The organism is Nonomuraea sp. NPDC051191, assembly GCF_044455665.1.
GTDB lineage: Bacteria > Actinomycetota > Actinomycetes > Streptosporangiales > Streptosporangiaceae > Nonomuraea.
Window position 1 is genome coordinate 102,439 of the sequence record NZ_JBITEZ010000017.1, and the last position, 22,342, is coordinate 124,780.

A 22,342-nucleotide genomic window follows, 5' to 3' on the forward strand; every position below is an offset into this window, starting at 1 on the left:
CCTAGCTGCAGTGTCTACCGGTAAACTCCAGTTGGCACATGAGAGTATTCGGCGCTCGCGCCACCCGTCAAACCCACCCAACGGATCGGAAATACATGATCACCGTGTACAGCGCTCCCTGGTGCGGCCACTGCCACCGGCTGAAGGCGCAGCTCTCCCGCGCCGGCATCCCGTACACCGAGCTCGACGTGGACGAGACCCCCGGCGCCGTGGACCTCATCGCCGAGCTGAACGGCGGCTCCTGGCTGATCCCCACGGTCGTCTTCCCGGACGGCTCCGCCCTGGTCAACCCCAGCGTGGACGAGGTACAGGCCCGCCTCAGCGCATCCTGAGCGCCAGCAGGAAGTCGACCCGCTCGTCCCAGGAGTTCAGCGACCTGCCGGTCAGCTCCTCGATCCGGCGCAGCCGGTAGCGCAGGGTGTTGACGTGCACGTGCAGGCGTTCGGCGGTGGCCACCAAGGAGCCCGACTCCTCCAGGTACGCCTGCAACGTCTCCAGCAGGTCCGTCTGGTTGGCCGCGTCGTACGACTCCAGCCGCCCCAGCAGCCGTGACCGGAACGCCCGGCGCAGCTCCCCCGGGATGGCCGCCAGCAGGGTGCGGTGGGAGCTGACGTCGTCGCCGGTGATCACGCTGACCCGGTCGCCGCTCAGCGCGGCCAGCGTGAGCGCGTGCCTGGCCTCCTCGATGAGGCTGCTCAGCGCCGCCGGGCCGGTCGTCACGCTGCTCAGCCCGAGCGTGATGCGGCCCTGGCCGAGCCCCGCCTCCAGGGTGCGCGCGCCCCTGAGCACGTGAGCGGTCAGCTCCTCGGCCGTGTTGCCCGCCAGCGGGACGAGCGCGACCGCCTCGGCCGCGCCGGTGGCCGTGACGATGCCGGGCGCGAGCGGCCGCAGCAGCTCGTCCAGCACGGGCACGGCGACCTCGTCGGCGCCGCCGTCCAGCCGCGCCGACAGGGCGACGGCCAGCAGGCCGTGCTCGGTCTCCACGTGCAGCGTGTGCAGGCGCGAGACCACGCCCGGCAGCGCCGCGTCCCCCGACTCCAGCAGCGTCAGGAGCTGGTCGAGCACCCGCCGCTCGATCCGCTGCGCCGCCTCCAGCCGCGAGCGCTCCAGCGCCACGAGCGCGGCCAGCTCGACGATCAGGTCCTCGTTCTCCCCCTGCACCTGCTCGCCCGCGTAGGCCAGGAACCAGTTGGCGATCCGGTGCGGCGCCCCCTTGCCGACCGGGAACACCGACAGCGTCGTGCCGTCCTCCTGGGTCACCATCCCCGGCAGGAAACGCGCGGTCAGGAACGTGTGCGCCAGCCGCAGCCGGGCCGGTGCGCCGAGCGGCTGGGAGCCGACGATCACCCGGCCCGTCGGCGAGAGCACCCAGCAGGGCACGTCGAGCTCGCCCGCCACCGCCGTGACGAGCTTGGTGAGGCTGCCGCCGTCGACCAGGGTGCTGGCCAGGCGCCTGCGGGCGGCGTACGCGGGCCGCGGCGGGGTGCCCAGCTCGGCGATCAGCGCCCGCAGCACGTGCTCGGTGACCTGGCTGAACGGCACGTCCACCGGCAGGGTGAGCAGCGGCAACCCGGCCTCGGCGCAGGCGTCGATGAGGTCGGCGGGCGGAACCTTGAGCGCGGTGCCCGCGACCAGCGCCGCCACGTCCCCGAGGCTGGTGACGAAGTCGCGGGAGGAGGCCGGGCCGGTGTGCCAGGTCAGCTCGGTCAGCACCAGCTCGCCCGTCTTGACGAACATGGCGGGGTCGGGCAGGTCGGTCGTCGCGACACCGCGTACGCGCCGGTCGAGCAGGTCGTGCCCGGTCAGCACCTTCAGGGCCAGCTGGTCGGCCTGGAGGAGGTCCCTCAGCCGCATGGCCAGCCTTCCCGGCGCCAGGCCGCGTCCCAGAACATCCACTCGTAGCGGGCCGTGGTGAGGGCGCGGTCGAGCAGCCGCAGCCGCTCCTCGCCGTCCGGCGCGAGCCCGTCGAGCAGGTCGAGCACCCCGGCCACGGTCTCCTGGTAGCCCTCGCCGCCGTAGGTGTCGATCCACCAGGCGTAGAGCGGGTCGGGAGAGGACCGGCCGAGCAGGGTCTCGCCGACCCGGGCGTAGATCCAGTAGCAGGGCACGATGGCGCCCAGCGCCTCGGGGAACGTCCCCAGCGAGCACGTGCGCACCAGGTACGAGGTGTAGCCGACCGTCGTGGGCCCGGCGGGCGTCTTGCGCGCGTCGGCCTCGTCCAGCCCGAACGCGGCCAGCAGCTCCACCACGAGGCTGTGCTCGACCTCGACGGTCATGGCGGCGTCGCGGGCGAACCGCTGCACACCGGACGGCTCGGGCGAACGCGCCGCGCACGCCGCCAGCGCCCTGGCGTAGTCGGGCAGGAAGTGTGCCTCCTGCACCACGTAGTGGCGGAACGCCTCGCGCGGCAGGGATCCGTCGGTCAGCCCCGACAGGAACGGGTGGGCCAGGATCTGGTCGTACACACCGCCGACGACCTGCCACAACTCATCACGAAACCGGCTCACCCACTCAGGCTATCGGCGCATCACGACCCGCGGCGCCACCTCGATGCCCAGCTCGCGCTCGTGTTCCACCAGCTCGCGCAGCTCCGGGCCCCACTCGGACTCGGGCAGCACCGCGAAGCCGTGCCGCTCGTACCAGGGGGCGTTCCAGGGCACGTCACGGAAGGTCGTCAGCGTGACCGCCGGCGCCCCGACGGCCCGCGCGTGGTCGGCCACCGCCTCCACCAGCCGCCCACCGATGCCCTGCCGCATGTTGTCCGGGTGCACGGCGAGCTGGTCGAGGTGCAGGTTGCCGTCGACCCACCCGATCAGCGCGAACCCGGCCGGCGGATCGCCTTCGACCAGCACCGACGCCGGGTCGTCGACGTCCTCGACCATCGTCGTGCCGGGCGGGAAGACGATTCCGGCCTGCTCGAACAGCTTGTCGGCGGCCAGCTCCACGGAGATCAGCCCGGGGAGCTCGTCCGGGTCAGCCCATCGCACCATGACGACACGGTCTCACGTTTCGGGCGGACCACGCCGCTCGTATTAGTGTTGATGATCGTAGGCCCGGCTGTGCGGAGCCGGGACCCTCTCCTCACGACGTGCCCATGACCCCATCCCTTGCGGTCATGGGCACGTCGTGCAGCGGTCACAGGTCGAGCAGGGGCTCCAGGCCCACGGTGAGGCCCGGCAGCTCGCGCACCCGGCGCACGCCCAGCAGCACGCCCGGCGTGAACGCCGACCTGCTCATCGTGTCGTGCCGGATGGTGAGGATCTCGCCGTCGCCGCCGAGCAGCACCTCCTGGTGGGCGATCAGCCCGGCCAGGCGCACCGCGTGCACGTGCACGCCGCCGACGTCGGCGCCGCGGGCGCCGTCGAGGGCGGTGCTGGTGGCGTCGGGCATCCCGCCGAGCCCGGCCTTCCCGCGCGCCTCGGCCACCAGCTCAGCGGTACGCCGGGCGGTGCCCGAAGGGGCGTCGGCCTTGTTCGGGTGGTGCAGCTCGATGATCTCGACGGACTCGAAGTGGCGGGCCGCCTGCTGCGCGAAGTGCATCATGAGCACGGCCGCGATGCCGAAGTTGGGAGCGATGAGGCAGCTGACGCCCGGCGAGCGCTCCAGCCACCCGCGAACGGTCTCCAGCCGGCCGGCGTCGAACCCCGTGGTGCCCACCACCGGGTGCACGCCGTGGGCGATGGCCCATTCCAGGTTGCCCATGACCACGTCGGGATGGGTGAAGTCGACCACCACCTCGGCGCCTTCGAGCCCCTCGACGGGATCGTCCTTGTCCAGCGCGGCCACCAGCTCCAGGTCGTCCGCCGCCTCGACGGCCTTGCACACCTCGACGCCCACGCGACCACGCGCGCCCAGCACACCAACCCTGATCACAGCCCAACCCTATTACGCCCGGCTCCCCCTCCCAAGCAACCCCCGGGACCGCAGAGCGATGGGGGAGCTCCCCGACCGGGAACTCCCCCATCTCAGAACAGAACCTCAGGGCGTCAGGCGATGGCCTCGGAGAAGTCCTTGTCCCCGTACGGCCCGATGACCGCCAGCGTGAGCGGCCGGCTCAGGACGTCGCGGGCGACCTCCCCGATCTCGTCGGGGGTGACCGCCTCGATCCGCGCCAGCACCTCGTCCACCGACATCAGCTCGTCGTAGACCAGCTCGTTCTTGCCGATGCGCGACATGCGCGACCCGGTGTCCTCCAGCCCGAGCACGAGCCCGCCGCGCATCTGCCCCTTGCCGCGCATGATCTCGTCCGCGCTGAGCCCTTCGGCCACCACCCGGGACACCTCGTCCCGGCAGATCTTGAGCACGTCGTCGATCTTCGAGGGCAGGCAGCCCACGTAGATCCCGAACTGCCCGGTGTCGGCGTAGGCGGAGGTGTAGCTGTAGGCGGAGTAGGCCAGCCCGCGCTTCTCCCTGATCTCCTGGAAGAGCCGCGAGGACATGCCGCCGCCCAGCGCGGCGTTGAGCACGCCGAGCGCGAACCTGCGGTCGTCGGTCCTGGACATGCCGGTCGTGCCGAGCACCAGGTTGGCCTGCTCGGTCGGCCGGTCCAGCACCCTGACCCCGGAACGGGTCTCGGCGCCGGGCCCGCTGGTGCGCGGCGCGGCGAACTCGTAGGGGCCCTCCAGCGCGCCCGCCCGCTCGTACGCGCGGGCGACCAGCTCGACGACCTCCTCGTGCCGCACGTTCCCCGCCACCGACACCACGGTGGTACGCGGCCGGTAGTAGCGGTGGTAGTACTCGGCGATGCGCTCGCGGCCCAGGGTGTTGATCGACTCGACCGTGCCCAGGATGGGCCGGCCGATCGGCGAGTCACCGTAGAGCGCGGCCGCGAACTGCTCGTGCACCACGTCGGACGGGTCGTCGTCGTGCATGGCGATCTCTTCCAGGATCACCCCGCGCTCGGACTCGACGTCCTCCTCGGTCACCAGCGAGCTGGTCACCACGTCGGCGAGCACGTCGACCGCCACGGGCAGGTCCTCGTCGAGGACCCGCGCGTAGTAGCAGGTGTACTCCTTGGCGGTGAAGGCGTTGATCTCGCCGCCGATGCCCTCGATGGAGGCCGAGATCTCCATCGCGTCCCGCGTGGGCGTGCCCTTGAACAGCAGGTGTTCGAGGAAGTGGGTGGCCCCCATGTGCTCGGGGGCCTCGTCACGCGAGCCGATGCCGACCCACATGCCGACCGCGACGCTACGCACGGTCGGCATGGTCTCGGTCACCACACGGAGCCCGCCCGGCAGGACGGTGCGCCTGACGACCCCGGCTCCGTCCTTGCCGGGGTGCAGCGTGGTGGTCATCACGAGGCCTCCTGCTTCGGGGGTGCCGAGATCTGTGGTTGGCCGGTCACGAGTTGCGGTCGTCGCCCTCGTTGGGGCGGCTGGTGCGCACGCGGGTCCGGGTGCGGCGCGGCCGGTCGGACTTCTCCTCGGCGGCGGCGGAGTCGGCCTCGGGCGCGGGGGCCTCGCCGTCCTCGGTGCCGGCCGCGGCCTTGGCCTCCTTCTCGGCGGCCTCCTTCTCGATGACCTCGACGGGCACGAGGGAGAGCTTGCCCCGGCCGTCGATCTCGGCGATCTCGACCTGGATCTTCTCGCCGACGCCCATGACGTCCTCGACGTTCTCGATGCGCTTGCCGCCGTGCAGCTTGCGGATCTGGGAGACGTGCAGCAGGCCGTCCTTGCCGGGCATGAGCGAGATGAACGCGCCGAAGGCCGCGATCTTGACGACCGTGCCCAGGTAACGCTCGCCGACCTCGGGCATGTGCGGGTTGGCGATGCTGTTGATCGCCGTGCGGGCGGCCTCGGCCGAGGGCCCGTCGGTGGCGCCGATGTAGATCGTGCCGTCGTCCTCGATGGTGATCTCGGCGCCCGTGTCGTCCTGGATCTGGTTGATCATCTTGCCCTTCGGGCCGATGACCTCGCCGATCTTGTCCACCGGGACCTTGATGGTGATGATGCGCGGCGCGGTCGGGTTCATCTCCGCCGGGGAGTCGATCGCCTCCTGCATCACGTCGAGGATCGCCAGACGGGCGCCCTTGGCCTGCTTCAGCGCGGCGGCCAGCACGGAGGCGGGGATGCCGTCGAGCTTGGTGTCGAGCTGGAGGGCGGTGATGACGTCCTTGGTGCCGGCGACCTTGAAGTCCATGTCGCCCATGGCGTCCTCGGCGCCGAGGATGTCGGTCAGCGTGACGTAGCTGCCGCCCTCGCTGATCAGGCCCATCGCGATGCCGGCGACCATCTCCCTGAGCGGCACACCGGCGTCCAGCAGCGCCATCGTGGACGCGCAGACCGAGCCCATCGAGGTGGAGCCGTTGGAGCCGAGGGCCTCGGAGACCTGGCGGATGGCGTACGGGAACTCCTCGCGCGAGGGCAGCACCGGGATGAGCGCCCGCTCGGCCAGCGCGCCGTGACCGATCTCGCGGCGCTTGGGCGAGCCCACGCGGCCCGTCTCACCGGTGGAGTACGGCGGGAAGTTGTAGTTGTGCATGTAGCGCTTGGTCCGCTCGGGGTTGAGCGTGTCGATGTTCTGCTCCATGCGCAGCATGTTCAGCGTGGTGATGCCCAGGATCTGGGTCTCGCCGCGCTCGAACAGGGCCGAGCCGTGCACCCGGGGCACCACGTGGACCTCGGCCGACAGGGCGCGGATGTCCTTGGTGCCACGGCCGTCGATGCGCAGGCCCTCGTTGACGACCCGCTCGCGCATGAGCTTCTTCATGACCGAGCGGAACGCGGCGGAGATCTCCTTCTCGCGCCCCTCGAACTCGGGCAGCAGCCGCTCGGCGGCCAGCGCCTTGACCTTGTCGAGCTCGGTCTCGCGCTCCTGCTTGCCGGCGATGGTCAGCGCGGCGGCCAGCTCGGTCTTGATCGCGGCCTCGACCGCGTTGTAGACGTCGTCCTGGTAGTCGAGGAAGACGGGGTACTCGGCGGTCTCCTTGGCGGCGACCTGCGCGATGCGGGACTGCGCCTCGCACAGCACCTTGATGAACGGCTTGGCGGCCTCAAGACCCTGCGCGACGGTCTCCTCGGTCGGCGCGACCGCGCCGTCGGCGACCAGCTTGAGCGTGTCCTTGGTGGACTCGGCCTCGACCATCATGATCGCGACGTCGCCGTCGTCGAGCAGGCGGCCCGCCACGACCATGTCGAACGTGGCCCGCTCCAGCTCGGGGTGCGTCGGGAAGGCCACCCACTGGCCCTCGATCAGCGCGACCCGCACGCCGCCGATCGGGCCGGAGAACGGCAGCCCGGCGAGCTGCGTGGACAGCGAGGCGGCGTTGATGGCGACCACGTCGTAGAGGTGGTCGGGGTTGAGCGCCATGACCGTGGCGACGACCTGGATCTCGTTGCGCAGGCCCTTGACGAACGACGGGCGCAGCGGCCGGTCGATCAGGCGGCAGGTCAGGATCGCGTCCTCGGACGGACGGCCCTCACGGCGGAAGAACGAGCCGGGGATGCGGCCCGCGGCGTACATGCGCTCCTCGACGTCGACCGTGAGCGGGAAGAAGTCGAGGTTCTCCTTGGGAGCCTTGGACGCGGTGGTGGCGGAGAGCACCATCGTGTCGTTGTCGAGATAGGCGACGGCGGAACCCGCCGCCTGGCGCGCGAGACGGCCGGTCTCGAACCGGACCGTGCGCGTGCCGAACGAGCCGTTGTCAATGACGGCTTCAGCGGTGTGGACACCCTCCACGGGGGACCTCCTTGTGGTCGGTCACCCGCGCCCTCTTTTCTCACCGGCACCCTCGTGCCTATGAGGAGATCTGCTCGTCAGACCGCCGCCCACCCGTCGTGCCCGGTCGGCACCGTGGCGGCGGTCGGTCAGCACGTCTCCCCATAGAAGGTGCAGCGCCGGTCTTCGATCGAAGCGCCCGGTCGTTCTTACCGGAAGCCACTACCGAGGACCGGCCCGCAGGCGTCGCGGGTCGCATGGTGCTGAATCGGACGCGGGGGCTGTGTGTCTCGGATATTCAGTTGTACGCCGACGGCGCGGCGGTTGCCCGCCACGACGCGCCGGTCGCGTGTGCTCCTACCCACATGGGCGGAGCCATATGAGAAGGGAGCGGCGTCGAGCGCCGCTCCCTTTCATGTTATCGGCGCAGACCGAGTCGCTCGATGAGCGACCGGTAACGCTGGATGTCGACCTTCTGCAGGTACTTCAGCAGACGACGCCGGCGACCGACGAGCAGAAGCAGGCCACGACGGCTGTGGTGGTCGTGCTTGTGCGTCTTCAGGTGCTCGGTGAGCTCGCTGATGCGCTTGCTGAGCAGCGCGATCTGCACCTCGGGCGAACCGGTGTCGCCCTCGGTCGTCGCGTACTCGCCGATGATGGTCTTCTTGGCAGCGGTGTCGAGGGACACGGCTCTCCTTCGATCTACGGACACGCGTGAATGAGATGAAGAGTGCGAACGACCGTGCGTGCCTACAGTCGCCGCGTGAAGGCCGTCGTTGGGCAGCGCAGCAGCGCTCCCGTTACAGAGCCGACATGCAAGGTTACCATCGGAGTCAAGTGCTTCGCGCCCGCGACGACCAGGCCCCGCCCGGTGTCACGAGGTGATGCGGCGGGCGGCGTCGACGTCGGCGTGGATCTGGTCGATCAGCGCCTCGATCGACTCGAACCGGGTGTTGCCCCGCAGCCGGGCGGCGAACTCCACCGCCACGTGCACGCCGTAGAGCTCCAGGTCGTCGCGGTCGAGCGCGTACGCCTCCACTGTACGCGGCACGCCCTCGAACGTCGGGTTCGTCCCCACCGAGATCGCCGCCGGCCACCGCTCGCCCTCGTACGGCGCGGGCAGGTTGGCCACCGGGACGCACTCCAGCCACCCCGCGTAGACCCCGTCGGCCGGGATGGCCGTCTGCTGCGGCGTCTCGACGTTGGCGGTCGGGAAGCCGAGCTGCCGCCCCCGCTGGTAGCCGCGCACGACCACGCCCTCGACGCGATGGGGACGGCCCAGCTCGGCGGCGGCTCCCTCGACGTCACCGGCGACGATCAGCCGGCGCACGGAGGTCGAGGAGACGCCGTCGAGCAGGGGCACCACCTCGACCTCGAAGTCGTACTTGTCGCCCAGCGCGCGCAGCGTCTCGACGTCACCGGCGGCGCCGTGGCCGAACGTGAAGTCCGCCCCCACGACGACGACCGCGGCCCCGAGGCGTTCGCTCAGCACGGCCCGCGCGAAGTCGTCGGGGCTCGTCCGCGACAGGTCGAGCGTGAACTCCACCACCTCGACGTCGTCGACGCCCAGCTCGGCCAGCAGCTCGGCGCGCCGCTTGAGCGTGGTCAGCCGCGCCCGCCGGGTGCCCGGCAGCACCACCTCGTCGGGATGCGGCTCGAACGTGACCGCCACGCTGCGCGCCCCCCGCTCGCGGGCCAGCCCGACCGTCCGCTCGATCACTTCGCGATGCCCGCGATGGACCCCGTCGTACACGCCGATGGTCACCACAGACCCTCTCGAACCCCGCACGCTAGGCCCCATTCGTTCGTGGCAGATCAATCCGACACAAGCCTGCCATGCACCTGCCGCTCACCTCCAATCGAGGGGCGGAGCGCGGTATTCCCGCAAGTAGGATGAGCCATCATGCCTCGATACGCGCTCCTGATCCTGCCCGCCTTCAACCGGGTCTACGGCGAGAGCTCGCCACGCCTGACCAGGGGCGAGCTGGCCGTCTTCAGCGACCACGCCATCGAGAACACCGTGCTCGACAGCGCGGAGACCACCATCGGCGGCGTCCCGTACATCACGTTCGAGACCGCCGAGCCGCTCTCCGAGGCCGACGTCGCGCTGCTGTCCAACCTCTCCTCCGTCTACGCGGTCTTCGGCGTCGAGGGCGACCTGCTCCGGCCGCTGGCCATGCGCCCGCTCGACCGGCTGAGCAGCGACCTGCTCACCATCCAGAAATACGCCGGCAAGACCAACGAGCACTTCACCAAGCTGCTGCTCAACGTCACCGTGCTCGCCGCCGACCGGCCCATGTCCGACAGGTTGTCGGTGTTCGACCCGATGTGCGGCCGCGGCACCACCCTCAACCAGGCCCTCATGTACGGCTACGACGCCTACGGCCTCGACGTCGACGGCAAGGACTTCGAGGCGTACACGAACTTCATCAAGACCTGGCTGCGCAACAAGCGGCTCAAGCACACCGCCGAGACCGTGCCGGTGCGGCGGGCGCGGGCGCTGGTCGGGCGGCGGCTCAACGTCACGTTCGGGCTGTCCAAGGAGGCCGTCAAGGAGGGCGACGTCCAGCAGCTCGCCGTGGTCAACGCCGACACCCTCAAGAGCCGTGAGTTCTTCAGGCCCCGCTCGTTCGACGTCGTCGTGACCGACGCCCCCTACGGCGTCCAGCACGGCAGCAAGGGCGGCGGCGGCCTGTCCCGCAGCCCGCTGGAGCTGCTGAGGCAGGCCGTGCCGGTCTGGGCCGAGCTGCTGCGCCCCGGCGGCGCGATGGGCATCTCCTGGAACACCTACGGCGGCAAGAGCGCCGAGCTGGCCGCGATCCTCACCGGCGCCGGCCTGGAGGTCATGGACTACCCCGACTTCGAGCACTGGGTCGACCAGGCGATCGTCCGCGACATCCTGGTCGCCCGCAAACCCGCCTGACCGCCGCCTCTCCGGGGGCGGCCGCTCAGCCGGCGAAGACGGCCAGCGGCTTGGCGATCCGGCCCTGCTCCTCCACCAGCGCCAGCAGCTCGCCCTCCGGCCCGAACACGCCGATGGGCCCGCTGCCGAGCCCGGCCGCGGGCAGCCGGCCGCCGTGGCCGATCACGCGCGCCTCCTCGGCGGTCACGTCCCGGCGCGGGAACGCCGCCGCCACCGCCTCGCCGATCGGCAGCACCACGCACTCCTCGGCGAGCTGGTCGATGCTCCGGGCCAGCGACAGGTCGTAGGGGCCGACCCGGGTCCGGCGCAGGCTCGTCAGGTGGCCGCCGACGCCGAGCGCGGCGCCCAGGTCGCGGGCCAGGGCCCGGATGTAGGTGCCGCTGGAGCAGGTCACGACCGCGTCGACGTCCACGACGTCGCCGGCGGCCCTGATGTCGAGCACGTCGAAGCCGTACACGGTCACGGGACGGGCCGCGAGCGCGACCTCCTCGCCCGCGCGGGCCATCTTGTACGCCCGCTGCCCGTTCACCTTGATCGCGCTGACCTGCGGCGGCACCTGCATGATGGCGCCGGTGAGCGCCGCGACGCCCTTGTGCACCTCGGCGGCCTCGACCTCCGCCGCCGACGCCGTGGCCACGGTCTCGCCCTCGGCGTCGTCGGTGTTGGTGGTCACGCCCAGCCGGATCGTGGCCTCGTAGACCTTCTCCGTCAGCGCCAGGTGCCCGAGCAGCCGGGTCGCCTTCTCCACGCCGATCACCAGCACGCCGGTGGCCATCGGGTCGAGGGTGCCGGCGTGCCCGACCCGACGGGTGCCCGCGATGCGCCGCATCCGGGCCACCACGTCATGCGAAGTCCACTCGCCCGGCTTGTCGACGATGATCAGACCGCTCTCGGCCATCCAGCCTTCCCCAGCTCTCGTCTGAACTTGGCCATGGTCTCCTCCACGCTGTCGTAGGAGGTGAACCCGGCCGCGTTGTGATGCCCGCCGCCGCCGAGCGCGGCGCACACGGCTGCCACGTCGACCTCGCCCTTGGACCTGGTCGACACCTGCCAGTCGCCGTGGTCGTCCTCCTTGAGCACGACCGCGACCTCGGCCTCGTCGGTCCGCCGGACGATGTCGATCATGCCCTCGATCTCCGAGTACGGCAGCCCGTACGCGGCCCGGTCGACCCGCGGCACGTACGTCCAGACCAGCGAGCCCTCAAGCTGCACCCGGTCGAGCGCCCTGGCCAGCACCTTGAGGTAGCCGAACGGCGCGCGGTCCCACAGCTCGCGGGCGATCTCGTCGGTGTGCAGGCCGGTGGCCACCAGCCGGGACGCCATCCGATGCACGGCAGGCGTGGTCGAGGCGTAGCGGAAGGACCCCGTGTCGGTCACCAGCCCCGTGTACAGGCAGGTGGCGATGTCCCGGTCGAGACTGCCGCCGAGCCGGTAGATGAGCTGCTCGGCCAGCATGGCCGTGGCCGCCGCCTGCGGGTCGATGAGGCTGTGCGTGCCGAACCCGGCGTTGGACGGGTGATGGTCGATCACGATGACCTCTTCGGCCCTGGCCGCGTTGGGGCTGAGCAGGCCCAGCCGCTCGAACGTGGACGAGTCGAAGGTGATCATCAACGCCGGCGCCTCGGGGTAGTCGGCCGGCGGGCACAACATCTCCTGCCCCGGCAGGAACCGCAGGATCCGCGGGACCGCGAAGTACTCGTCGCCGAAGGAGGCCACGACCCGCTTGCCGATCGAGCGCAGCACGTAACCGACGGCCAGCATCGAGCCGAGCGCGTCGCCGTCGGGCGACACGTGACAGGCCAGGGCGACCTCGTCGACCTGGTCGATGAGCTGGATCGCGCGCTCCCAGGCGGCCTTGGGGATGCCCAAGGTCTCCTGGGAGGGCCACTCGGCTCGGGCCACGTGGGACGTCACGCCTGGTCGTCCTCACCCTCATCGGGCTTCTTGTACGGGTCGGACTCTCCGGCGTAGGCCGCGCCCTCGGCCTTGCGCGCCACCTCGGCGTCCCGTGCCCTGGCGGCGTTGATCAGGTCGTCGAGCTGGCGGGCACTGTCGGGCAGCGGGTCGTGCCGGAACGTCAACGTCGGGGTGAAACGCACGCCGGTCTGGCGGCCCACCTCGGCGCGGATGATGCCCTTGGCGCTTTCGAGGGCGGCCGCGCTGTCGGACCGCTCGGCGTCGGAGCCGAACACCGTGTAGAACACCGTCGCCTCGCGCAGGTCAGCCGTGATGCGCGTGTCGGTCACGGTGACGAAGCCCAGGCGCGGGTCCTTGATCCGGCGCTCCAGCATCTCGGCGACGATCTGCTGGATGCGGTCGGCGAGCTTGCGCGCTCGTGCGGCATCCACCATGTTCGCTCCCCCTCACGCACGACCTGGCCGTGCTGTCGTTCAATCTTCGTCGTTGTAGAGGCGCTGTCTGGCTGACAGCAACTCGATGTCAGGGCGGAAGGCCACCATCCGCTCGCAGGCGTCCATCACCTCTTTGCAGTTACCCGCGGAGGCGGAGATCACCGCGACGCCGACCTCGCACCTGCGATGCAGGTCAAGATGACCGGTCTCGGCCACCGCGATGGACGGGTAACGTCGCTGCAACTCCGCGATCAGAGGCCGGACGACAGAGCGCTTCTGCTTCAGCGACCGAACGTCGCCGAGCAGGATGTCCAGGGTCAGAGCACCCACATACATCGTGTGAAACCACCGCTTGGCCTGGTGGGGTGGAAGCACGGCCGGTCCACTGCGGTGGGAAGGGGGCCCGGACGTGCGAGAGGCGCCCGGCGGAGGTTCCGCCGGGCGCCCGGCCGCGGGTCAGACCCGCGGCTTCTCCCGCATCTCGAACGTCTCGATCGTGTCGTCGATCCGGATGTCGTTGTAGCCGACACCGATACCGCACTCGAAGCCCTCACGGACCTCGGTGGCGTCATCCTTGAAGCGACGCAGGGACGAGACGGTCAGGTTGTCGGCGATGACGACGCCATCGCGGATCACCCTGGCCTTGCTGTTGCGGACGATCGTGCCGGAGCGGACCAGCGAACCGGCGACGTTGCCGATCTTCGGCACCTTGAAGACCTCGCGGACTTCGGCGGTGCCCATCTGGACCTCTTCGAACTCGGGCTTGAGCATGCCCTTGAGCGCCGCTTCGATTTCCTCGATCGCCTGGTAGATGACCGAGTAGTAGCGGATGTCGACGCCCTCGCGCTCGGCCAGGTCGCGCGCCCGAGGCTCGGGGCGGACGTTGAAGCCGATGATGACCGCGTTGTCGTCGGCGACGGCCAGGTTGACGTCGTACTCGGTGATGGCGCCGACCGCGCGGTGCAGGACACGGAGCCTGACCTCGTCGCCGACGTCGATCTTGAGCAGGGCGTCTTCCAGGGCCTCCACCGAACCGGACACGTCACCCTTGATGATGAGCTTGAGCTCGTCGACGCGACCCTTCTCGAGGTTGCTGAACAGCTCCTCGAGGGTGAGGCGGCGGCTCGACTTCGCCATGTCGGCGCTGCGCTTGCGCGCCGCGCGCTGCTGGGCGATCTGGCGGGCCATGCGGTCGTCGGTGACGACGATGAAGTTGTCACCGGCGCCGGGAACGGCCGTCAGACCCATCACCAGGACCGGACGCGACGGCGTGGCCTCTTCGACCGCGTCGCCGTTGTCGTCGAGCATCGCGCGGACGCGGCCGAAGGCCTCGCCACACACGATCGAGTCGCCCACGCGCAGCGTGCCACGCTGGACCAGGACGGTCGCGACGGGGCCGCGGCCCTTGTCGAGGTGGGCCTCGATCGCGATGCCCTGAGCGTCCATCGTCGGGTTGGCCCGCAGGTCGAGCTCGGCGTCGGCGGTGAGCAGGATGGCCTCGAGGAGGTTGTCGATGCCCGTGCCGTTCTTCGCCGAGATGTCGACGAACAGGGTCGAGCCGCCGTACTCCTCGGCGACCAGGCCGTACTCGGTGAGCTGGGCGCGGACCTTGTTGGGGTCGGCACCCTCCTTGTCGACCTTGTTGACCGCGACCACGACCGGCACGTCGGCCGCCTGGGCGTGGTTGAGCGCCTCGATCGTCTGCGGCTTCACACCGTCGTCGGCCGCGACCACCAGCACCGCGATGTCGGTGGACTTGGCGCCTCGGGCACGCATGGCGGTGAACGCCTCGTGACCCGGGGTGTCGATGAAGGTGATCTTCCGGTCTTCGCCCTCGTGCACCGCGGGGACCTGGTAGGCACCGATGTGCTGGGTGATGCCACCGGCCTCGCGCGCCACCACGTTGGTCTTGCGGATGGCGTCGAGCAGCTTGGTCTTACCGTGGTCGACGTGACCCATGACGGTCACGACCGGCGGACGCGCGGCAAGGTCGCCCTCGTCGCCCTCGTCCTCGCCGAACTCGATGTCGAAGGCCTCGAGAAGCTCGCGGTCCTCCTCCTCCGGGCTGACGACCTGGATGTTGTAGTCGAGCTCCGCGCCGAGGAGCTGCAACGTCTCCTCGTTGACCGACTGGGTCGCGGTCACCATCTCGCCGAGGTGCAGCATGATCTGCACGAGCGAGGCGGGGTTCGCGCCGATGCGGTCGGCGAAGTCGGACAGCGACGCACCGCGCGGCAGGCGGATCGTCGCGCCGTTGCCGCGAGCGACCTGCACACCGCCGATCGCCGGCGCCGACATGTTGTCGAACTCCTGGCGCCTCTGACGCTTGCTCTTACGACCACGCGCGGGACGGCCACCGGGACGCCCGAACGCGCCCGCCGTGCCACCGCCGCGACCACGGCCGCCGCCACCCGGACGACCGGCGAAACCACCGCCGCCGCCACCGGGACCACCGGTGCCGGTACGGGGACCGGCGCCGCCGCCACCGGGACGACCGGCGAAACCACCGCCGCCACCGGGACGACCGCCGCCACCGCCGGGACGGCCACCGCCGCCACCGCCGCCGGGACGACCGCCACCGCCGCCACCACCGGGACGCGGGCCACCGCCCGGACCGGCAGGACGACCCTGCGGCATCATCATCGGGTTGGGACGCGGCCCACCCGGACGGGGACCACCCGCGCCGGGACCGGGACGCGGACCGGCCGCACCGGGCGGACCGGGACGCGGACCAGCGGGACGCGGACCGGCCTCGCCGCCGCCACCGGGACGCGGCGGACGGGGACCCGCGCCGTCACGCGGCGGACCCTCACGACGCTCGCGCTGGCCGGGGCCACCGCCGTCGCGGCCACCGCCGGGACGCGGCGGACGGGACTGGCCCATGCCGCTGGCGTTGGACGAGAACGGGTTGTTGCCCGGACGCGGGCCACGCGGACCCGGCTTGGGACCGGGACCAGGACGCGGGCCGCCGCCTGCGGGCGCACCCGGACGCGGAGCCTGCTGCTGACCGCCGCCGCCACCGGAAGGCTGCCCGGGACGAGGCGCCGGACCGGGCTTGGGACCCGGACGGGCGGCGGGACCCGGACGCGGCCCCGGAGCCGGACGCGAGGGCGCGCCGGAACCGGCCGCGCTCTCGAAGCGGGCCTGCGGAGCCCCGGAGGTCTCGCCGCGCGCCGCCTCGGGCTGCTGCTGCGGCTGGTGGGGCATCGGCACCGGCGGACGCGGCTGAGCGCCGGTCGCGGGGCCGGGACGCGGGCCGGGCCTCGGACCCGGACCTGGACGCGGAGCAGTTGGGGTCGGCGCCTCCGCGGCGCCGTTGCCGGCCTGCTGTTCGGCCGGACGGGGCGCAGCCTTCGGCGGCTGCGGCCTGTTGGACGACGAACCGCCGCCCCTGGAGGGCCCACCCTTCGATGCGCCCAGAGCTTCGGTGAGCCTGCGGACCACCGGCGCCTCGATGGTCGAGGACGCCGAACGGACGAACTCCCCCATCTCTTGGAGCTTGGCCATGACGACCTTGCTCTCTACGCCGAACTCCTTAGCGAGCTCGTATACCCGGACCTTCGCCACTGCACTCCCTTACTCGGCCCGGGAGGCTGGCTGTGCCGTCCGGACCGTCGTTAACTTGACGTCTTCATCGCCGCGTGCTCATCAGGCGCTCATAGCAATCTGACTCCGCCCATCAACTCGGCGTCCTACATGACATTTCGTGATTCTCCCTCCAGGTGTGCCCGCACACCTGCGACGTCAAGCGGCCCCGGCACGCGGAACGCGCGCGGGAACGCTCGGCGGCGCTCGGCGAGCTCCAGACAGCTCAAGGACGGATGCAGCGATGCACCGCGGCCAGAAAGCCGTCCTCGCAGATCAGGGACCACATGGTCCTCGATCCGCACCAGACGGAGCAGCTCGGACTTAGCCGTGCGAACCCTGCAGCCCACACAGGTGCGCTGTGGGGCCGCGTGGCCACCATATTCCAGCTTACCGTGTTGACGCATCTACGGAACCGGCGGCATCCTCGGCTTGGGTGTCAGGCCGGATGTCAATGCGCCATCCGGTGAGCCTGGCGGCAAGCCGGGCGTTCTGCCCTTCCTTACCGATGGCCAGCGAAAGCTGGTAGTCGGGGACCGTCACTCTTGCGACCCGTCCTTCGAGATCGAGAACCTCGACATGGGAAACACGCGCCGGAGACAGCGCATTCCCCACGAAGTCGCCCGGATCCTCGGACCAGTCGATGATGTCGATCTTCTCGCCGTGCAGCTCGGTCATCACGTTGCGGACGCGCGAGCCCATCGGGCCGATGCAGGCGCCCTTGGCGTTGACGCCCGGCTTGCGCGACCTGACCGCGATCTTCGTACGGTGGCCGGCCTCGCGGGCCACCGCGGCGATCTCGACGGTGCCGTCGGCGATCTCGGGCACCTCCAGCGCGAAAAGCTTCTTGACCAGGCCGGGGTGGGTGCGCGACAGCGTCACCGACGGCCCCTTGTGGCCCTTCTTCACCTGCACCACGTAGGCGCGGATGCGCTCGCCGTGCACGTAGTCCTCGCCTGGGACCTGCTCGGCGTGGGGCAGGACGGCCTCGATCTTGCCGAGGTCGACCAGCACCACGCGCGGGTCCTTGCCCTGCTGGATCACTCCCGAGACCAGCTCGCCCTCGCGGCTGGCGAACTCGCCGAAGTTGATCTCGTCCTCGGCGTCGCGGAGCTGCTGCAGGATGACCTGCTTGGCGGTGGTCGCGGCGATCCGGCTGAAGTTGCCCGGAGTGTCGTCGAACTCCCTGACGACGTCGCCCTCGTCGTCGAGCTCGGCCGCCCAGATCGTGACGTGACCGCTGCCGCGGTCGAGCTCGGCGCGTGCCTTGGGCGCAGCGCCCTCGGTGCGGAAGTAGGCGATCAGCAGCGCGTCCTCGATCGCCTTGACGACCAGGTCGAAGGAGATGTCCTTCTCCCGCTCCAGGCTGCGCAGGACGCTCATGTCGATGTCCACGAGGCTTCCCCCTTAGCCTTCGTCGCCGTCGACGTCGTCGGTGTCGTCGATCCGGCGGAACTCCACCTGCACCCGGCCTCGGGTCAGGTCCTGGTAATCGAGCCGGCGCGCGGAGCCCGCGACGTCGAGGTCGACGCCGCTCTCGTCCGCCGCCAGGATGCGGCCCTCCATCACGGTGCCGTCTCTCATCTCGGCCTTCACCAGCCGCTTGGCGGCACGGCGCCAGTGGCGCGGCTCGGTGAGCGGGCGGTCGACGCCCGGAGAGGAGACCTCAAGCGTGTAGGCGGCCTGCCCCATCACGTCGTCCTCGTCGAGCGCGGTGGAGACGGCCTGGCTCACGTCGGCGATGTCGTCGAGGCTCACGCCGCCGTCGCGATCGACGATCACGCGCAGCAACCGCCTCTTGCCCGCCTGGGTGACCGTGACGTCCTCCAGATCGAGGCCCTCCGCGCCGACCACAGGCTCCAGGAGCTTCATCAGGTGGTCGCGGGATGATGCGCTGCCCATATCGACCTCCCCTATTGTCATGTCTCAGCCGGGCGGACCTCGCCACTGGCTCTCCGTCGGCCGGCTGCGCAGCCAGCGACGACAGTTGACACCCTATCTGTACGGAGGCACGAGGAGAGCGCCACTCGTCGTGGTCGAGTGGCGGAGCGTCGCCTGACGGCGTTCCCGGGCACCAGCCCGTACGATGCTATCTGCGCCCGCAGTCACCTGGAGCCGTCTCCGGCGGCATCCCGGTCACCGGGGTCCGTCGTCACCGGGTCCGTAGTCACCGGAGGTCCAAGCCCGTGCGCCCGCGTCACCTCTCCAGGCGAGCCGTGCTGGCGGGCGGAGCGGCCGCCCTGACGGCCTGCAGCGCCTCGGGCCCGGCCAAGCCCGCGGCCCCTGAGCCCGACTCGCCCGAGACCGTCCTGCTGCGGCAGGTGATCGCCGACAAGGAACGCACGGTCGCCCTCTACTCGGCGCTGATCGCGGGCGGCGCCGACTCCCTGGAGCCCTTCCGCGCCCGTCACCAGGCGCACCTGGCCGAGCTGCGCAAATACCTGCCCGCGGGCACACCGCCCGCCGCCACGCCGACCGCGCCGGTCTCGCCGGGCGCGTCGCCCGCCGCCACGCCGTCGAAGTCCCCCAAGCCCTCGTTGGCGCGGCTGCGGGACGTCGAGCGCCGGGCGGCGGCCCAGCGGCCCCGTCAGCTCGCCGGCCTGTCCCCCGGCGTGGCCCAGCTCATCGCCAGCATCGGGGCGTGCGAGGCGGTCCACGCCGTGTCGCTGCCGAAATCATCGTGAACGGGGTCGTGGTGGACGGGGACGACATCGAGAAGCTGCGCAAGGCCCTGGCCGCCGAACACGCCGCCGTGTTCGCCTACGGCCTCCTGGGGGCGCGTACGAGCGGCGCCCTGCGGGACCTGACCGGCGCCGCGTACGACGCCCACCGGGCCCACCGCGATCAGCTCCGCAGCCTGATCACCAGCCGCGGGGGCAGGCCGAACGAGTCGGAGCCCTCCTACGCGCTGCCGTACGTGCCCACGGGCGGCGCGCAGGCCGCCCGGCTGGCGGCGCAGGTGGAGAACGGCATCACGGCCGCCTATCTGGAGCTGGCCGCCGCCCGCGACGCGACGCTGCGCAGATACGCGGCGCTGGCCATGCAGGAGTCGGCGACCCGCGCCTACGCCTTCCAGCCGGCACCGCCCGCGGCCTTCCCCGGCATGCCGGGCAGCAGCCCCGCCCCCACGACGTCGCCGTCGCGCCCCGGCGGCTGACCACCGCGGCGCCGGACCGGTGGCGCGGCCCCGACGGGGGCTGACCACCGCGGCGCCGGGACGGTGGCCCGGCCCCCACGGCGGGCGGGTCAGCGGCAGGCGGCCAGGATGCGCGTGGCGGCCTCGGCGAGGGGGATCTCCTCCTTGACGCCGGTCACCCGGTCGCGCAGCTCGATGACGCCCTGCGACAGCCCGCGCCCGATCACCACGATCGTCGGCAGGCCCAGCAGCTCGGCGTCCTTGAACTTGACGCCGGGCGAGACCTGGGCGCGGTCGTCGACGAGCACCCGCAGCCCCTGCGCCTCCAGCTCGCCGGCCAGCTCAAGGGCGGCCTCGACCTGGTTCTCCTTGCCGGTGCCGACGATGTGCACGTCGGCGGGCGCGACCTCGCGCGGCCACACCAGGCCGAGCTGGTCGTGGGCCTGCTCGGCGATGACGGCCACGGCCCGGGAGACGCCGATGCCGTACGAGCCCATGGTGATGCGGACGGGCTTGCCGTCGGGGCCGAGGGCGTCGAGGCCGGCGGCGTCGGCGTACTTGCGGCCGAGCTGGAAGATGTGGCCGATCTCGATGCCGCGGTCGATGGACAGCGGGGAGCCGCAGCGGGGGCAGGGGTCGCCCGCGCGCACCTCGGCGGCCTCGATCGTGCCGTCGGGGACGAAGTCGCGCCCGGCGACCACGTCGACGGCGTGCTTGCCGGGCTCGTTGGCGCCGGTGACCCAGGAGGTGCCGGTGACGACGCGGGGGTCGACGAGGTAGCGGATGCCCAGCTCGCGCAGGACCTGCGGGCCGATGTAGCCGCGTACGAGACCGGGGTGGGCGGCGAAGTCGGCGGCCTCGAAGATGGCGGGCTCGCCGGGCGTGAGCGCGGCCTCCAGGCGCTTGAAGTCGACCTCGCGGTCGCCGGGCACGCCGACGATCAGCGTCTCGACCTTGTCGGAGCCGGGCGTGGTGACCTTGACGACGACGTTCTTCAGCGTGTCGGCGGCGGTGACGGACAGGCCGTGGCGCTCGTTGACATAGGACACCAGCGACTCGATGGTCGGGGTGTCGGGCGTGTCGAGGACCCGCATCGGCGCGGCGCCGTCGAGGTCGCGGACGGCCGGCGGGGTGGTGGTGACGGCCTCGGCGTTGGCCGCGTAGCCGCAGGAGTGGCAGGCCACGAACGTGTCCTCGCCGGTGGGGGTGGGCGCCAGGAACTCCTCGGAGGCCGAGCCGCCCATCGCGCCCGAGGTGGCGAACACGATCTTGTACTCGATGCCGAGCCGCTCGAACGTGCGGATGTAGGTCTCGCGGTGCTGCTCGTAGGAGCGCTTGAGGCCGTCGTCGTCGAGGTCGAAGGAGTAGGAGTCCTTCATCAGGAACTCGCGGCCGCGCAGGATGCCGGCCCTGGGCCTGGCCTCGTCGCGGTATTTGGTCTGGATCTGGTAGAGCGTGACCGGGTAGTCCTTGTACGAGGAGTATTCGCCCTTGACCATGTCGGTGAAGAGCTCCTCGTGCGTGGGACCGAGGAGGTAGTCGGCGCCCTTGCGGTCCTGGAGCCGGAACAGGGTGTCGCCGTACTCGGTCCAGCGGCCGGTGGCCTCGTAGTACTCGCGGGGCAGCAGGGCGGGGAAGAGCACCTCCTGACCGCCCATCCGGTTCATCTCCTCGCGGACGATCCTGGTGACGTTCTCCAGCACCAGCTTGCCGAGGGGCAGCCACGAGTAGATGCCGGGCGCCACGCGGCGGACGAAGCCGGCGCGGACGAGGAGCTTGTGGCTCGGCACTTCCGCGTCTGCCGGGTCGTCCCGCAGGGTGCGAAGAAACAACGACGACATGCGCAGCAACACGGCTACTCCTTGCTCGGGCCTGGATGTGAAGGACTACAGGCTATCGACTCGGGGAGCCATGCCGCTCGGCGTTAAACGGGCGCGTACGGACGAGAGGCCGGATCGCCGGGGCGTGCGATCAGGCGGAGAGGGGCAGCCAGCCGCCCACGAAGACGGCCAGGCCCACCGAGAACAGGCCCGCGAAGACGGCCGAGACGGCCAGCGCGCGCACGCGGGCCCGCCTGTTCCTGCGCAGCACCACGACCAGGGCGACGGCCAGCAGCGCGACCACGGTGGCGGGTCCCGGCCAGAACGCCGGCTCGCTGTCGATGAACCCGGGGGTCGCGCGGTCGACGACGTCGGCGATGAGCAGGGCGCCGATCGCGCCCGCGGCCAGGTCGCCCCAGGCGTCCCTCCTGCGGGTGACGTAGGCGAGCAGGCCGAGGCCGACGAGCAGGCCGACCGTCCAGTTCAGGCCGGCGACGCCGCCGCCGATGATGTCGAAGCCGTCCGCACCGCGCAGCGCGCTCGCGCCCATGGCCGCGACCAGGGTGGACACCGCCGCCAGGAACGTGGTCAGCAGCGCCCAGCCGAACCCCGACGCGGTGGCGCCCACGACCAGCGCGAGGGTCAGGTAGGCGTACGGGTCGTAGAGCTGGCCGAACCAGACCGGTCCTTTGCCGGCGGTGAGCATGCCGACCAGGCCCACGGCCAGTCCCGCCAGGAAGGCCGCCAGCACGTGGTGTTCCATGCGGCGCAGACGCCGGTCGCATTCGGCGAAGTCGGCGTACTCGATTGCGGTGTGGTTCATCTTCATTCCCTGGTCAATCCCTCCCCCGGAAATGTCTAGGGATGACCG

The 22,342-nt window shown here is 71.2% G+C and carries 22 protein-coding genes; 4 read left to right on the forward strand and 18 right to left on the reverse strand.

Annotated features, from left to right (window positions below; all coding sequences use genetic code 11):
• The first annotated feature begins 95 nt into the window (after nucleotides 1-95).
• Nucleotides 96-332, forward strand: coding sequence for a glutaredoxin domain-containing protein (locus ACIA8R_RS41020; RefSeq protein WP_357694395.1), 237 nt, complete (start codon nucleotides 96-98; stop codon nucleotides 330-332).
• On the opposite strand, the gene ACIA8R_RS41025 is transcribed toward ACIA8R_RS41020, so the two are convergent.
• From ACIA8R_RS41025 to ACIA8R_RS41060, 8 genes are all read right to left on the reverse strand, one after another.
• Nucleotides 319-1,854: a PucR family transcriptional regulator ligand-binding domain-containing protein gene (locus ACIA8R_RS41025; protein WP_357694397.1), complete on the reverse strand. Its 1,536-nt coding sequence runs from the start codon at nucleotides 1,852-1,854 to the stop codon at nucleotides 319-321. The two genes, ACIA8R_RS41020 and ACIA8R_RS41025, sit on opposite strands and share 14 nt — an antisense overlap.
• Nucleotides 1,845-2,507, reverse strand: coding sequence for a TenA family protein (locus tag ACIA8R_RS41030; RefSeq protein WP_364094085.1), 663 nt, complete (start codon nucleotides 2,505-2,507; stop codon nucleotides 1,845-1,847). The genes ACIA8R_RS41025 and ACIA8R_RS41030 overlap by 10 nt, the downstream gene beginning before the upstream one ends.
• Nucleotides 2,508-2,516: 9 nt before the next feature.
• A complete protein-coding gene (locus tag ACIA8R_RS41035) occupies nucleotides 2,517-2,990 on the reverse strand; it encodes a GNAT family N-acetyltransferase (RefSeq protein WP_364094082.1) in 474 nt (157 codons plus the stop codon).
• Nucleotides 2,991-3,135: 145 nt separating this feature from the next.
• Nucleotides 3,136-3,873 carry a 4-hydroxy-tetrahydrodipicolinate reductase gene (dapB, locus tag ACIA8R_RS41040; RefSeq protein WP_397042941.1) on the reverse strand — a complete coding sequence of 246 codons (738 nt, stop codon included), beginning with the start codon at nucleotides 3,871-3,873 and terminating at the stop codon, nucleotides 3,136-3,138.
• A gap of 113 nt (nucleotides 3,874-3,986) precedes the next feature.
• Nucleotides 3,987-5,294, reverse strand: coding sequence for a pitrilysin family protein (locus ACIA8R_RS41045; protein ID WP_357694402.1), 1,308 nt, complete (start codon nucleotides 5,292-5,294; stop codon nucleotides 3,987-3,989).
• Between the two features lie 46 nt (nucleotides 5,295-5,340).
• Nucleotides 5,341-7,677: a polyribonucleotide nucleotidyltransferase gene (locus tag ACIA8R_RS41050; protein ID WP_397042943.1), complete on the reverse strand. Its 2,337-nt coding sequence runs from the start codon at nucleotides 7,675-7,677 to the stop codon at nucleotides 5,341-5,343.
• Between the two features lie 397 nt (nucleotides 7,678-8,074).
• Nucleotides 8,075-8,344 (reverse strand): 30S ribosomal protein S15, encoded by a 270-nt coding sequence (gene rpsO / locus ACIA8R_RS41055; protein ID WP_195896693.1) that lies wholly within the window; start codon nucleotides 8,342-8,344, stop codon nucleotides 8,075-8,077.
• Between the two features lie 186 nt (nucleotides 8,345-8,530).
• The gene (locus tag ACIA8R_RS41060) at nucleotides 8,531-9,457 is read right to left on the reverse strand and encodes a bifunctional riboflavin kinase/FAD synthetase (RefSeq protein WP_357694406.1); all 927 of its coding nucleotides are present in this window, start codon (nucleotides 9,455-9,457) and stop codon (nucleotides 8,531-8,533) included.
• Between the two features lie 102 nt (nucleotides 9,458-9,559).
• On the opposite strand from ACIA8R_RS41060, the gene ACIA8R_RS41065 reads away from it, so the two are divergent.
• On the forward strand, nucleotides 9,560-10,579 hold the full coding sequence (locus ACIA8R_RS41065) for an SAM-dependent methyltransferase (RefSeq protein ID WP_364094072.1): 1,020 nt from the start codon (nucleotides 9,560-9,562) through the stop codon (nucleotides 10,577-10,579).
• 25 nt (nucleotides 10,580-10,604) lie between these two features.
• Here the strand turns inward: ACIA8R_RS41065 and truB are convergent, their stop codons facing one another.
• From truB to rimP, 8 genes are all read right to left on the reverse strand, one after another.
• A complete protein-coding gene (gene truB / locus ACIA8R_RS41070; protein WP_357694410.1) occupies nucleotides 10,605-11,477 on the reverse strand; it encodes a tRNA pseudouridine(55) synthase TruB in 873 nt (290 codons plus the stop codon).
• The gene (locus ACIA8R_RS41075) at nucleotides 11,459-12,493 is read right to left on the reverse strand and encodes a bifunctional oligoribonuclease/PAP phosphatase NrnA (protein ID WP_364094068.1); all 1,035 of its coding nucleotides are present in this window, start codon (nucleotides 12,491-12,493) and stop codon (nucleotides 11,459-11,461) included. The genes truB and ACIA8R_RS41075 overlap by 19 nt, the downstream gene beginning before the upstream one ends.
• Nucleotides 12,490-12,930 carry a 30S ribosome-binding factor RbfA gene (gene rbfA, locus ACIA8R_RS41080; RefSeq protein ID WP_364094065.1) on the reverse strand — a complete coding sequence of 147 codons (441 nt, stop codon included), beginning with the start codon at nucleotides 12,928-12,930 and terminating at the stop codon, nucleotides 12,490-12,492. The genes ACIA8R_RS41075 and rbfA overlap by 4 nt, the downstream gene beginning before the upstream one ends.
• 39 nt (nucleotides 12,931-12,969) lie before the next feature.
• Nucleotides 12,970-13,266 carry a DUF503 domain-containing protein gene (locus tag ACIA8R_RS41085; protein ID WP_357694667.1) on the reverse strand — a complete coding sequence of 99 codons (297 nt, stop codon included), beginning with the start codon at nucleotides 13,264-13,266 and terminating at the stop codon, nucleotides 12,970-12,972.
• A 120-nt stretch (nucleotides 13,267-13,386) separates the two neighbouring features.
• Complete coding sequence (infB, locus tag ACIA8R_RS41090) at nucleotides 13,387-16,497, reverse strand: translation initiation factor IF-2 (protein ID WP_364094062.1); 3,111 nt, start codon at nucleotides 16,495-16,497, stop codon at nucleotides 13,387-13,389.
• Between the two features lie 125 nt (nucleotides 16,498-16,622).
• On the reverse strand, nucleotides 16,623-16,922 hold the full coding sequence (locus ACIA8R_RS41095; RefSeq protein WP_357694418.1) for a YlxR family protein: 300 nt from the start codon (nucleotides 16,920-16,922) through the stop codon (nucleotides 16,623-16,625).
• The gene (gene nusA / locus ACIA8R_RS41100) at nucleotides 16,906-17,910 is read right to left on the reverse strand and encodes a transcription termination factor NusA (RefSeq protein WP_357694420.1); all 1,005 of its coding nucleotides are present in this window, start codon (nucleotides 17,908-17,910) and stop codon (nucleotides 16,906-16,908) included. Before nusA ends, ACIA8R_RS41095 begins: the two co-directional genes overlap by 17 nt.
• Before the next feature lie 12 nt (nucleotides 17,911-17,922).
• Nucleotides 17,923-18,417, reverse strand: a complete 495-nt coding sequence (gene rimP / locus ACIA8R_RS41105; protein WP_364094057.1) for a ribosome maturation factor RimP — start codon at nucleotides 18,415-18,417, stop codon at nucleotides 17,923-17,925.
• Nucleotides 18,418-18,701: 284 nt separating this feature from the next.
• Between rimP and ACIA8R_RS41110 the strand changes: the two genes are divergently transcribed.
• Nucleotides 18,702-19,199 (forward strand): hypothetical protein, encoded by a 498-nt coding sequence (locus ACIA8R_RS41110; protein WP_364094054.1) that lies wholly within the window; start codon nucleotides 18,702-18,704, stop codon nucleotides 19,197-19,199.
• Nucleotides 19,196-19,672 (forward strand): ferritin-like domain-containing protein, encoded by a 477-nt coding sequence (locus ACIA8R_RS41115; RefSeq protein ID WP_397042948.1) that lies wholly within the window; start codon nucleotides 19,196-19,198, stop codon nucleotides 19,670-19,672. Before ACIA8R_RS41110 ends, ACIA8R_RS41115 begins: the two co-directional genes overlap by 4 nt.
• Nucleotides 19,673-19,761: 89 nt before the next feature.
• Here the strand turns inward: ACIA8R_RS41115 and ACIA8R_RS41120 are convergent, their stop codons facing one another.
• Both ACIA8R_RS41120 and ACIA8R_RS41125 read right to left on the reverse strand, forming a co-directional pair.
• Complete coding sequence (locus ACIA8R_RS41120; protein WP_397042950.1) at nucleotides 19,762-21,504, reverse strand: proline--tRNA ligase; 1,743 nt, start codon at nucleotides 21,502-21,504, stop codon at nucleotides 19,762-19,764.
• 118 nt (nucleotides 21,505-21,622) lie between these two features.
• Nucleotides 21,623-22,294: a hypothetical protein gene (locus tag ACIA8R_RS41125; RefSeq protein ID WP_357694430.1), complete on the reverse strand. Its 672-nt coding sequence runs from the start codon at nucleotides 22,292-22,294 to the stop codon at nucleotides 21,623-21,625.
• Nucleotides 22,295-22,342 lie beyond the last annotated feature (48 nt).

Excerpts from the sequence above, each read along its gene's own strand:
- ACIA8R_RS41125 (WP_357694430.1), bottom strand. The coding sequence starts at position 22,294 with ATGAACCACACCGCAATCGAGTACGCCGACTTCGCCGAATGCGACCGG.
- rbfA (WP_364094065.1), bottom strand. The coding sequence starts at position 12,930 with ATGGTGGATGCCGCACGAGCGCGCAAGCTCGCCGACCGCATCCAGCAG.
- ACIA8R_RS41065 (WP_364094072.1), top strand. The coding sequence starts at position 9,560 with ATGCCTCGATACGCGCTCCTGATCCTGCCCGCCTTCAACCGGGTCTAC.
- ACIA8R_RS41035 (WP_364094082.1), bottom strand. The coding sequence starts at position 2,990 with ATGGTGCGATGGGCTGACCCGGACGAGCTCCCCGGGCTGATCTCCGTG.
- ACIA8R_RS41060 (WP_357694406.1), bottom strand. The coding sequence starts at position 9,457 with ATGGGGCCTAGCGTGCGGGGTTCGAGAGGGTCTGTGGTGACCATCGGC.
- truB (WP_357694410.1), bottom strand. The coding sequence starts at position 11,477 with ATGGCCGAGAGCGGTCTGATCATCGTCGACAAGCCGGGCGAGTGGACT.
- rimP (WP_364094057.1), bottom strand. The coding sequence starts at position 18,417 with ATGGGCAGCGCATCATCCCGCGACCACCTGATGAAGCTCCTGGAGCCT.
- ACIA8R_RS41045 (WP_357694402.1), bottom strand. The coding sequence starts at position 5,294 with ATGACCACCACGCTGCACCCCGGCAAGGACGGAGCCGGGGTCGTCAGG.
- ACIA8R_RS41095 (WP_357694418.1), bottom strand. The coding sequence starts at position 16,922 with ATGCGTCAACACGGTAAGCTGGAATATGGTGGCCACGCGGCCCCACAG.
- ACIA8R_RS41020 (WP_357694395.1), top strand. The coding sequence starts at position 96 with ATGATCACCGTGTACAGCGCTCCCTGGTGCGGCCACTGCCACCGGCTG.
- ACIA8R_RS41085 (WP_357694667.1), bottom strand. The coding sequence starts at position 13,266 with ATGTATGTGGGTGCTCTGACCCTGGACATCCTGCTCGGCGACGTTCGG.
- ACIA8R_RS41025 (WP_357694397.1), bottom strand. The coding sequence starts at position 1,854 with ATGCGGCTGAGGGACCTCCTCCAGGCCGACCAGCTGGCCCTGAAGGTG.